We start from the raw sequence: 11756 nt of genomic DNA, 5'->3' as shown, positions 1-11756 counted from the left end.
GTAAATGGCACCAGAAACTTCAGCGGTGACGGAAGCTCTGATCAGAGTAATCAGCTTAACGGTGAGATTACCGTTACGGTTATCAAAGTACTGCCAAACGGTAATTTAATTGTTCGGGGTGAAAAGTGGATGCGAATTAATACCGGCGACGAGTACATTCGTTTAACCGGTATGATCCGGCCTCAGGATATTACTGCAGCTAACCAGATCCCATCCACTCGCGTGGCGAACGCGCGCATAGAGTACTCGGGTACAGGCAGTCTGGCGCAAGTTCAGGAGCAGGGTTGGTTAACTCGGTTCTTCAACAGCCCAGTATGGCCATTCTAAGGAGTAAGGCATGAGAACGGTTAAATTCATTGCACTTTTGGTCAGCCTGATGTCAATGCTGGTTGCTCCGGTACAGGCTTCACGCATAAAAGATATTGCGTCGGTTCAGGGCATTCGTGACAACCAACTTATTGGTTATGGTCTGGTAGTCGGTTTACCGGGAACGGGTGAACAGACGCCGTTTACCGATCAGACATTCCGCACCATGCTGGGTAATTTCGGCATTAATATTCCCGCTAATGAACGACCCAAAATTGATAATGTGGCGGCCGTTGCTGTGCATTCCAACTTACCGGCTTTTGCTAAACCCGGTCAAAAGATTGATGTGACGGTTTCTTCTGTAGGTAGCGCAGACAGTTTGACCGGCGGTACTTTGTTACAAACCTTTTTGAAAGGTGCCAATGGTGAAGTTTATGCGGTTGCGCAGGGCAGCCTAATTGTGGGCGGCTTAGGCGCCGAAGGTAATGATGGTTCCCGTATTGTTATTAACACGCCGACGGTCGGTCGAATTCCGAATGGTGGCGTCGTTGAGCGTGAGGTTCTGTCCGGTTTTGGTTCTTCCGATTACTTTACCTTTAACCTGCACCAGTCAGACTTTACGACAGCCAAGCGTATGGCAGAAACCATCAACGGCTTAGTTGGCGAAGGCACGGCTCAGGCAGTAGACGCAACTTCTGTTCGGGTAAGAGCGCCTCGAGATATGAATCAGCGGGTTAGCTACATGTCGACACTGGAAAACCTGGAAGTACAACAAGCCTCGGCGGCCGCGAAAATTATTGTGAACTCGCGTACAGGGACTATTGTGGTTGGTCAGAATGTTGAACTGCGCCCTGCAGCCGTTGCACACGGCAACATGCAGGTGACCATTGCCGAGAACGTGAATGTGGATCAGCCAAACCCCTTTGGTCAGGGAGAGACTGTTGTTACACCCCAGTCGATAATTGACGTCAATCAGGATGATGCCCGTATGTTTGTTTTCGAGCCCGGAACCACCCTGAATGATTTGGTTCGCGCAGTGAATCAAATTGGGGCTGCTCCCAGCGACATGATTGCTGTCCTGGAAGCATTGAAACAAGCCGGTGCGTTATCTGGCGAGCTTATTGTAATCTAGCGGCGGTTTAAACTATGACGGTTTCAGACTCTCATCTAAAGCAAGCGCAGCACGCCATGGATACCCACAGCCTGGATGGGCTGCGGAAGCGTGCGTTCAAGCCCGATGACAAAGAAGCCTTGATGGAAGCCGCGCAGCAGTTTGAAGCCATATTTCTGAATATGGTGATGGGCAGTATGCGGAAGGCCAACGCCGTGTTTGAGAAAGACAACTTACTTGATAACCGTTACACCAATATGTACCGCGATATGTATGACCAGCAGCTTACTTCAGAACTGTCTAGCCAGGGCACACTGGGCTTGGCTGAGTTGATGGTAAAGCAGTTAGGCGGTGACGACAGTTATGTTCCGGCGTCAATGAATCGCAATGGCGCGAACCTTGACGACCCACGCATGAAGAACCGCGCAGACATGAGCAATGCCTCGCAGAAAGTCAGTGACCAGGGCGGTATTGATGCCGGTCTGTATTACGGGAATCAGCGAGTGAATACCGCCAAGCTGAGCGATGGCGATGCGACTTTTAATTCCCCGCAAAGCTTTATTGCTGCGCTAAAACCTCATGCCGAGAAAATAGCCAAAGAAGCCGGTTTAAATCCGGATGTTCTGATGGCGCAGGCGGCACTGGAAACTGGCTGGGGCAAGCGGTTGGTACCAGGGCGTCACGGCGGTTCCAGTAACAACCTGTTCAACATTAAAGCGGATACACGCTGGGAAGGCGATAAGTCTCATGTCAGCACCCTGGAGTTTGACGGTGAGGTGGCTCGCAAAGAACGCGCTGCGTTTCGATCCTACGCTAACGTGGAACAGAGCTTGCAAGACTACGTAAACTTTATAAAAGAGCATCCGCGTTACCAACAGGCACTGAAAGTCGCTGATGACCCGAAACAGTATACGCAAGCACTGCAGGACGCCGGTTACGCGACCGACCCGCAGTACGCACAAAAGATTCAGTCGGTGTTAAACAATCCGGCTTTTGCAGATAACGAGATTTAGCAATGCAGTAGGCGGCAAAAAATTGCCGTGTTGGCTAAATAATATTCGCTCGGTGCCGATAACGGTCACAGAGTAACTGGAGAATCATCGATGAGTTTTGACTTATTACAACTCGGTAAAAACGGGATACTGGCACACCAGCGTAGCCTGCAGACGACCGGTCAAAACATTAACAATGCAAATACGCCAAGCTACGTGCGAGAGCGTACAGAATACCTTGAGTCTTCTTACGGCGGGCTTGAGCGTGTTCGTGTGCAGAGAATGATTGATGAGTTCGCCAACCGACAACTACGTACCGACATTTCCAAAGTTAGCTATTATGAAGCTAACCTTCAGCAGGCAGAACAGCTCGATACTTTGCTAGGTGACAGTACAACTAACGTGTCATCCAGTATTGAAAATTTCTTCAATACGCTGCAAGACGCTAATAATGATCCAGGGTCAGTAACGGCTCGTCAGCTTATTTTGGCCGATGCCGATGCAATGGTGACTAAGTTCAATGACTTTTCCGGTTATCTGAATGACCAAAAAGATATCATTAATGACCGCCTCAAGTTGTCTACGGATCGCATTAATTCTATCGCTGAGAATATTGGTAGCCTGAACGAACGGATTTTTGCTTCACAGGGCGGCAGTAATGCCAATGGTGATACCAACGCGCTGATGAACCAGCGAGACGAAGAGCTGCGTAAGCTGGCCGAGCTGGTTCAGTTCAGTGTCATCGAACGTGACAATGGCGGTTTAAGTGTGCACCTGAAAAATGGGCAACCTTTAGTCCTGGAAGATGGGCGATTTAATTCAGTAGCGGTTAAGAATAATCCTAACACTGAGCGTCTGGAGTTTATGCTTCAGAAAGAACATGGTGGTGGCAGTAAAAGCGAATTCTTAGTGCCGGTTGATGAAGTTGGTGGTCAGGTAGGCGGTTACCTCGAGTACCGAGATGAAACTTTAATGCCAACTCAGAGACGTTTAGGCCAGTTGGCTGTGCGTATTGCTGATAGCCTTAATACTCAGAACCAAAAAGGTATGGACCTTGATAATCAATTGGGACGTAAGCTCTTTGACTTGTCTTTGACTGAAGCCTCCGGTCTGGCATACGACGAAAATACCGGCAATGCTGAAGTAACTGCGCTGGTGTTAGAAGGTAACAGTGAATCCTTTCCTTCTGAAAACCTGCAGGTGACAATGACCAGCGCAACAGATTACGAAGTTGTGGCTGTGGACGCTCAGGGCAAACCTCTGGACGGTGCTGATGTTGTTACCGGTACTTTAACCGCCGGTAGTGCTGACATTGTTGAGTATGGTATTTCTTTAAATGTTGCGAATACAGCAAACGCCGGAGATAAATTTTTAGTAAAACCAGCAGAGAGTGCGGCTTCTGAAATCAGTTTAGCGGTTCGCCGGCCCGAGGATATTGCGCTTGCGAGTCCTGTTCGTGTGAAAGACGGCATGGATAACCAAGGCGCTGCCAGTATTGAACTGAGTGCTATTAACACCCCCGACGACTACTACGATACAGCCAATAATACATTGCTGGACAGTGCTCCGGCGCGCATAGAAATAACGGGCAAGACAGGTAACGCGTATGACCTGGAAGTTTTTGCTAAAGATGGCACCAGTTTAGGTACGGTTACAGGAACAACCGATCTAGACGGAGTTCTAGCGCAAGCAGGCTTAGCTGACCCGGATTACGATGTAGATATAAACGGAGAACCTGCTGTAGGGGATTCTTATGAAATGGAATACAACCTCAACGGCTTTGATGACAACAGTAATGGCCAGGAACTGTCTGATCTGCAACGCCAACAACTTGTACGCCGTGACGGTGCGGAAGACTTTGAACCGACTATGACCTTTAATGAAAGTTATGGTCGTTTGGTGTCGGATGTTGGTAGTAAGGTGAGCCAGAATCGCGTATTGCGTGAATCAGCTGAAGCAATTAAGGGCCAAACCGAAGCTTTGTATGAGTCACAGTCAGGTGTGAACCTGGAAGAAGAAGCGGCTAATTTGATTCAGTATCAGCAGGCTTATACTGCGTCCGCGCGTATTATTACTACATCGCAGACCATTTTCGATACGCTGCTGCGTTCGTTAGGTTAAAGAGGTGAGATAAGATGAGATTAAGTACCAGTTTATTTTATCAGCGAGCCCAGGACAGCCTGACAACGTCTCAGTCTCGACTGGACAAGGTGCAACTGCAGTTGACGAAACAAACCCGTATTCTGAGCCCGGCGGATGACCCGATCGGTAATTCACAGGTGTTGGCTCTGGATGAAAAGCTCGCGCAAAATGCGCAGTTTGACCGTAACTCAGTAACGCTGGAGAATAATCTGCGCCGTGAAGAGAGCGTACTGTCTAATATGGTTGACTATGTGCAGCGCGCTCGTACCTTAGCTGTTCAGGCAGGGAACGGCAGTTTGTCAGCTGAAAACCGGGAGGCTGTTGCGCTTGAACTGCGAAATATTGAACAGGCCTTGTTTGACTTCACTAATGCTCAGGACGAAGCCGGTGAATACATTTTTGCTGGCTATCAAAACCGTATTCAACCAATGGAATACGATAACGCATCCGAGTCTTACTCTTACCGCAGCGATGATGGGCAACGAAAAATTCAGTTATCACCCAGCCTGTATCTTCCGGCAGGTGACCCGGGCAGTAAAGTGTTCAACGGGTTATCCAAGCGTGTCGATATAGACTTCACTGCAGGAGATAACCTGGTTAAGAGTTTAAAAGCTGCTGATAGAGAAGCGCTTGCCAATTATTGGGATGCCGGGGATCCTGACACTCAATCTGCAAGCATTCAGTTTGGTGCCGGAACATACGATGTTCTTGATGGTGGCGGCAACGTAGTACAGGCGGCTGTACCTTATAATCCAGGCGATACCATTACCTACAATGGTGTTGAAATTGAAACAACCAATGATGTTGCTAACGGTGACGTTATTGATTTTGACATTGGTGAACCGGTGTCTAGAAACTTGGTGACTCAGGTAGCTGATTTGGCAAATGCGCTGGAAAACTCCGGTCCTGAAGATAAAGGTTTTTTCCGTGAGGAAATTGCCTCTTCTTTAGATTCTTTCGATGATGCAATTTCAAGTCTTACGGATACTCAGGCAAAAGTCGGCGCTCGTTTAAATGTTCTGGAGAGCTCCAAGCTAAGTAATGCAGATATTGAGATTATTAATAAGAAAGCACGCTCAGATATTGCAGACGTTGATTATTCGACAGCAGTGACTGACCTCATTAAAAACGAAACAATTTACTCAGCCGCCCAACAGGTATTTTCCCGGGTGAGTCGTTTAAGTTTGTTTGACTATATCTAACCCCCCCTGCGACCTGACGTTAACGTCAGGTCGCTGATTTCAGCTGACATAATTGTCAGGCTAAAAAAATCTAAAAATTTTTCAAAAAAAGATTAAAGCTCCCCAAACTCCTGCCGATACCCTTTGTGAGAGGAAATTTTAACCAGGCGAAACACGAAGCCGAACACTTCCTCCAGCTTGGCAACAACGATTGAATCCAAGCTTAGGCCAGAAACTGAGGAGCATTATTATGCCTTTATATGTAAATACTAACGTCAGCTCATTGAACGCACAGCGTCAGCTGATCAGCTCAGGTAACTCGCTTGACCAGGCATTCGAACGTTTGTCGTCAGGCTTCCGTATCAACAGCGCAGCAGATGATGCTGCAGGTCTGCAAATCTCAAACCGCTTAGGTTCACAGATTGACGGCCTTAACCAAGGTAACCGTAACGCTAACGACGGTATCTCTTTGGCGCAAACAGCTGAAGGTGCATTGGACGAAATTACCAATACTTTCCAGCGCGTTCGTACTTTGGCGCAGCAAGCTTCTAACGGTTCTAACACTGACGAAGACCGTGTTGCAATCCAGGAAGAAATTGATGCCCTGATGACCGAAGTTAACCGTATTGCAAGTGACACCACGTTCGGTGGCCAGAACTGCTTGACGGTACTTATGAAGCGAACTTCCAGGTTGGCGCTGATGCTAACCAGACTATCGGCATCACCATGACTCAGGTTGGTGGTACTGCTGCAGGTAACGATATTTCTGCAAATGGCGGCTTTACTCTGTCAGGTATTGCAGGTGCAGCATCTACTGTTACAGGTGACCAGGTTTCAACAATTGTTGGTTCTGTTTACGCTGCTGACGCCGATAACGCGACTTTCGCGGGCATGTTTGCTTCAGGTAATATCTCTGTTACATCAGAAGCTAACGCACAGGTTGTTTTAGCGGGTATGGACTCAATGATTGCGGTTGTTGATAAGAAACGTGCTGAACTGGGTGCTACTCAGAACCGTTTCCAGTCAACGATTCGTAACCAGGGTAACGTTTCTGAAAACTTGAGCGAAGCAAAATCACGTATTAAAGACGCTGACTTTGCCGCTGAAACTGCAAAACTGACTCAGGCTCAGATTCTGCAGCAGGCTTCTCAGACTATCCTTGCGCAGGCTAACCAGCGTCCACAGGCGGCTCTACAGCTGCTTGGATAATCTCTTCAGAGATAATCAGTTTACGCTTAAAAACCGGAGCTTTGGCTCCGGTTTTTTTATGTCTAAAAAAAGTACAATAAAAAACTAAAGTTTCTATTAAGGTCAGCCGATAACAAACATGGATAAGTGTTTTAAGTGCGTATGTGTGCTTAAATAGTATAAACAAAGTAATGGTGATCATTATGGCTGAACTTAAACTTGAAAGCTCTCAGCTTGCTTATAATGTTTCAACCGATAGAACCACGCCTTCTCCAGTTGTTGAAAAGAAAGAAAAGGTTATTGACACGGTTCAACAAGTGAAACAAGAAGGGCAAGAGAAGCAAACTGAGGCTAAGGCCAGTGAAAAGTCGGTGGCTGAGGTTGTAGAAGAAATGAATCAATCCGATGCAATTCGTAGTACCAGCCTTCAGTTTGTTATTGAAGAGCGCGGTGAACCACCGGTTGTTCAAGTGGTCGATAGAGATAGCGGTGAGATGATTCGCCAAATTCCATCCGAGCTGGTAGTGAAACTTTCTAAAGCTTTGGATGAAATGGCCGATAAGAACTCAGAGCGTACGGGTATTTTACTCGACCAGCAAATTTAATGTAGCAAGAGAGGAGAACGACTATGCCTTTATTTTCTTCCGCAGGTGTAGGTTCTGGTTTAGATCTGGAATCGATTATTCGATCGACGGTTGCTGCGACTAATCAACCTAAGCAAGCACAGTTTGCACGCGCAGAGCAGCGCTATTCGACTGAGCTTTCTGCGTTAGGAGCGGTTAAGTCAGCCCTCTCTAAGCTGGATGATGTTTTAGGAAAGCTTGCCGACCCTGACGAGTTTGCAAAGCGTACAGCAACGGTTACGCAACCAGCATCTGGCGATATTATTTCGTTTTCTGCAGGAACAGATGCAACTTCTGGGAATTTTGATATTGCGGTTAATCAATTAGCTCAGGGGTCTCGTGCTGTTTCCACTGCCGGAGCCTTTACCTCTTCTGAGCAGGTTATCACCTCGCAGGCAAGCACTCTAACCTTTGGCGCTGGCGCGGAAAGCTTTTCTGTCGCTGTTGATGCCAATGCGACTCTCGAAGATATTCGACAAGCCGTTAATAATTCAACGGACAATATTGGTGTAACTGCTAACATTATAAATACAGGAACCGAAGCGAAGCTGGTTTATAGTTCAGAGATAACTGGCGCTGGTAACGATTTAGAAGTCACTAACGATAATGCTGAGCTTGATGCCTTGTCGACAGTGGCTAATGGCGGTGGTGCGGGCGGCATGACTATTGCCGCGGGTGATGAAGCTACAGATGCTGAGATTGTCATTGACGGTATTGTCGCAACCAATAGTACCAATACTTTTACTGACGTGATTCAAGGGTCAACAGTGACAGCTGAAGCTGTTAGCGAAGCCGGTGAGTCAGCCTCGGTTGATATTGGCCGTGATCGCGAAGGTGTTACGAAGCTAGTTGATGAATTCATAAAAAGCTATAACGCTGTAGTCGACATCATGGATAAAGCGACCGATACCGGTCAGCCGTTGCAGGCAGATGCGACCATGCGAGGTTTGCAACGTCAGATGGTTAGTACATTATCAGCTAAAGTTAATAATGCCGGTGACTTTGAGACACTCTTCGATATCGGTTTAAGCCTCAATGATGAGGGTAAGCTAGAGAAAACCAATGTCGTAAGAAGCTTCGACGAAGCACTTGATCAGGATCTTGATTCTGTAGCCAGTGTATTTTCTGGTACAGGCGGGTTTGCGAAGCAATTTGAAGGGTTAATGGATAACTACATTAATTCGACCGGTTCTATTTCTTTCCGTGAAAAAGCCTTAAATGAGAACCTTGATCGTCTGGACGATGACCGTGAACGGCATTCATACCGTATGGACCAACTAGAGGCACGACTTCGTGAAAAGTACACGGGGTTAGATGTTATGTTGGCTCAAATGCAAAGCACACAGCAATATTTATCAGCGCAGCTATCAAATCTACCAGGGTTTGGTGGTAAAGATTCATAAAGCGTTGGAGGAGTAGAAATGAATAAGAAATTAAAAGGTTACACTCAGGGTTCACTAAGAGCTCGGGTCGCGGGCGCAGACCCTTATCAATTGGTGCAAATGCTGATGGGCGGTGCAATTGAAAATATCAGCTATGCAAAAGGCGCTATTCAGCGTGACGACCTGGAGAACAAGAGTGTCTATATTAGTAAAGCCTTAGCAATTATTGAGTCGTTAAGAGCCAGTCTTGAAATGGATGTTGGCGGCAGTGTTGCTGAAAACCTGAATGACTTGTATTTATACATGACCGAAAGACTGGCTGATGCTTCTATAAGTAAAGACGTAAACGTTTTGGATGAAGTAAGTGGTCTGCTAAAAGAGATAAAATCCGCATGGGATGCTATTCCAATGTCAGATCGCACGGTTGCTGTTAGTCAATTAGAGCAAGCTCAAGCGAGTGGCCTGTAAGAATGTCAGAAGACTTCAGTAGTCTCTCGCTAGAGCAGCTTCTTCTTAAACTTAAAGAGGAAGGGCTTAGCGAACAAGAGTGTTCAGCAATTATGCAGTGCTTGCCTGAGAAGGTCTCGGGAGTAATGAATAATGATAATCTGACGTACGAAGAAAAAGGGAAGACGATCCTCAGTTTTCAACGGGCGTTAGATGAGCAGAAAAAAAGGTTTGAGCATGAACGTAAGGAAGCTCAGCAGGCTCTTACGAAGTTAAATACTGGCAAAAAAACCATCCGTAATTATCAAGATATCGAGCCTGAATGACGTTGCGTAAACGTGCTTTTCATCGTACGCTTGGTGCTATAACCCGTTAGTAAGACTCAGCATGAAGTCAATAGAAGAACAACTTGCCCAACTCCTTAGCTCTGTAGAAACTCTAAAACAATTATCTGAACGCGAGCAGCAGTTTGCACAACACGCAGAGCAACGATTTGTAAAAAACTTACAGGCATTTCGTGAATACTATCCTCAGGTTGCTGATTCCATCGAAGCGTTTCAGTCAGATAATCCTTTAGAGCTATTTGTTACTAAGACTGGACTTGGCAATATTCGTGAGCGTTCTTCCGGAGTTCCAATATATGGCGATGATCCTGAGGCTCAAGTTGAAGAGCAGGTTAATCGTCAGTTAAGCACGCCTCAGGTTAATCATATTGATTTCTCTAAATTTGCCAGCGCCTCGGAGAGCGATGAGCGGGTACACGTTCGTTATGTAAGGCAATTAGGCGGTGTGATCGAAGAGTTGGGCGAGCCCGAGAAACTGACATCTATTGGCGAGTATTTCCCTACAGCCGTGGTTTTTGGATTGGGTTTGGGGTATCACATTCCTAAACTGGTTAGCCGGGTAAAATTTGATTACATCTACATAGTAGAGCCAGAATTCGAACACTTCTACCTTAGCCTGTTCTGTACTGACTGGGCCGCAGTGCTTGAACAAGTCAATGAGCATAGGGGCGTACTGGTATTTCATTTAGGAGCTAGTTACCAGAACTTTATTGACGATCTTTACTCGGTCAGTAAGGAAGTTGGTGCTTACTCTTTGACAAAGTGCTTTCTATACCGTCATTTTGATACCCCGTCAGTGAATGAGTTGATTAAGCAGTTTGTTGATCGGTTATTTGAAATTCATGGAGGCTATGGGTTTTATAATGACGCAACAACGGGACTGGCGCATACGGTTATAAACGCAGAGCGTGGTTTTAATATGTTGGCAAGGTCAGCATTTACCAGCCAGCGTTATGCTCGTTATCCTATCTACATTGTGGGTAATGGACCATCTCTGGATGCCTCCATTGATTTTATAAAAGAAACTCAGGATGAAGCGATAATTATTGCTGCGGGTACCGCGCTGCAGACGCTCATGAAGAACGGGATAACTCCTGACTTCCATACCTTGGTGGAGCGCCCCTATAGCACCTATGAAGCGCTTGTTAACACCCAGCCTGAGCAGGGGTATGAGCAAGTTAACTTGTTAACCATGACATTGATTTATCCGGAGGTTACTAAGCTCTACAACTGGGTGGGAATGGCAGGAAAAGGAACGGAAGCAGCCACTGCATTTTTGAATAAGTGCATGCTGGAAAAGTTGCGTAAAGGCGTTACCGGGCTTCCTTTTAGTAATCCTATGGTATCCAATGCTGCTTTATCCTACGCTGTAAGCTTGGGCTTTAAGCAACTTTATATGTTTGGTGTTGATAACGGTTATGCTGCCGATGGACAACATCACTCTAAGCACAGTGATTATTATAAGGGGAACTTGAAAAAGGTTGTTCAGCACGAAGCTAAGGTTGAGTTAAAAGGTAATTTTGGTGGTAAGGTCAGAAGCACTAATTTGCTTGCTATTTCGTCGCAGCAGATGGGGCGCTTGCTGGGCATGCCTAACCTGAAGTCTGTTGAGTGTTATAACGTGTCTAACGGCGCTTATGTCGAGCATGCTCTGCCACTTCGCCCAGAATTGGTCTTGCCGGAGTTCCAGACAGCCAGAAAAACCGATGTTATCCAGTTCATAAAAGAACAGCAGTTCGAAAATATACAAGTTGATGACTTTGAAGAGCGAATGGATTTCAAAGTGTTTTCTGAAATTTGTGACGACTTGATTGAAATTGGTGAAAGACCGATTCAGTCTCGCTCACAAGCAACGGATATACTGCGACGTCAATCAAATTACCTGAAGGCGTACTCGAAAACCGAATATGAATACATTTACCATATGTTATCCGGCGAACTCTTATACTTTCATTGCCCAATGTTGTCGGTCTTGTTTAGTAGAAACGAAGAGGCTGATTGTCTGGAAGCTTTCCATGAGTTAATGGCGTTATGGATCGA

10 protein-coding genes and 1 pseudogene are annotated in these 11756 nt (G+C 46.4%); all 11 read left to right on the top strand.

Going from position 1 to position 11756, the window contains the following annotated elements:
• Positions 1 to 327 (top strand): flagellar basal body L-ring protein FlgH (locus B3180_RS09840; protein WP_286844284.1); only part of this gene is annotated, 327 nt, incomplete at its 5' end.
• A 10-nt stretch (positions 328 to 337) separates the two neighbouring features.
• Positions 338 to 1438, top strand: a complete 1101-nt coding sequence (locus B3180_RS09835) for a flagellar basal body P-ring protein FlgI (protein WP_278358304.1) — start codon at positions 338 to 340, stop codon at positions 1436 to 1438.
• Between the two features lie 14 nt (positions 1439 to 1452).
• The gene (flgJ, locus tag B3180_RS09830) at positions 1453 to 2430 is read left to right on the top strand and encodes a flagellar assembly peptidoglycan hydrolase FlgJ (protein WP_278358305.1); all 978 of its coding nucleotides are present in this window, start codon (positions 1453 to 1455) and stop codon (positions 2428 to 2430) included.
• A gap of 90 nt (positions 2431 to 2520) precedes the next feature.
• Entirely contained in the window at positions 2521 to 4530 is a 2010-nt protein-coding gene (gene flgK / locus B3180_RS09825; protein WP_278358306.1) for a flagellar hook-associated protein FlgK, read from the top strand.
• A gap of 14 nt (positions 4531 to 4544) precedes the next feature.
• Positions 4545 to 5753, top strand: a complete 1209-nt coding sequence (flgL, locus tag B3180_RS09820; RefSeq protein WP_222236676.1) for a flagellar hook-associated protein FlgL — start codon at positions 4545 to 4547, stop codon at positions 5751 to 5753.
• A 229-nt stretch (positions 5754 to 5982) separates the two neighbouring features.
• Positions 5983 to 6941 (top strand): annotated as a pseudogene (locus tag B3180_RS09815) (flagellin).
• Between the two features lie 182 nt (positions 6942 to 7123).
• The gene (locus tag B3180_RS09810; RefSeq protein WP_278358307.1) at positions 7124 to 7525 is read left to right on the top strand and encodes a flagellar protein FlaG; all 402 of its coding nucleotides are present in this window, start codon (positions 7124 to 7126) and stop codon (positions 7523 to 7525) included.
• A gap of 23 nt (positions 7526 to 7548) precedes the next feature.
• Positions 7549 to 8946 (top strand): flagellar filament capping protein FliD, encoded by a 1398-nt coding sequence (gene fliD, locus B3180_RS09805; RefSeq protein WP_271331620.1) that lies wholly within the window; start codon positions 7549 to 7551, stop codon positions 8944 to 8946.
• Between the two features lie 18 nt (positions 8947 to 8964).
• Positions 8965 to 9393: a flagellar export chaperone FliS gene (fliS, locus tag B3180_RS09800; RefSeq protein WP_271331619.1), complete on the top strand. Its 429-nt coding sequence runs from the start codon at positions 8965 to 8967 to the stop codon at positions 9391 to 9393.
• Between the two features lie 2 nt (positions 9394 to 9395).
• Positions 9396 to 9698 (top strand): hypothetical protein, encoded by a 303-nt coding sequence (locus B3180_RS09795; RefSeq protein WP_271331618.1) that lies wholly within the window; start codon positions 9396 to 9398, stop codon positions 9696 to 9698.
• 61 nt (positions 9699 to 9759) lie between these two features.
• Positions 9760 to 11756: 6-hydroxymethylpterin diphosphokinase MptE-like protein (locus tag B3180_RS09790; protein WP_286844279.1), on the top strand; the 1997-nt coding region annotated here is incomplete at its 3' end.

Source organism: Idiomarina sp. UBA4206 (assembly GCF_002383015.1).
In the GTDB taxonomy this organism is placed as follows: Bacteria; Pseudomonadota; Gammaproteobacteria; order Enterobacterales; family Alteromonadaceae; genus Idiomarina; species Idiomarina abyssalis.
This window is presented reverse-complemented; position numbering and strand designations above follow the sequence as displayed.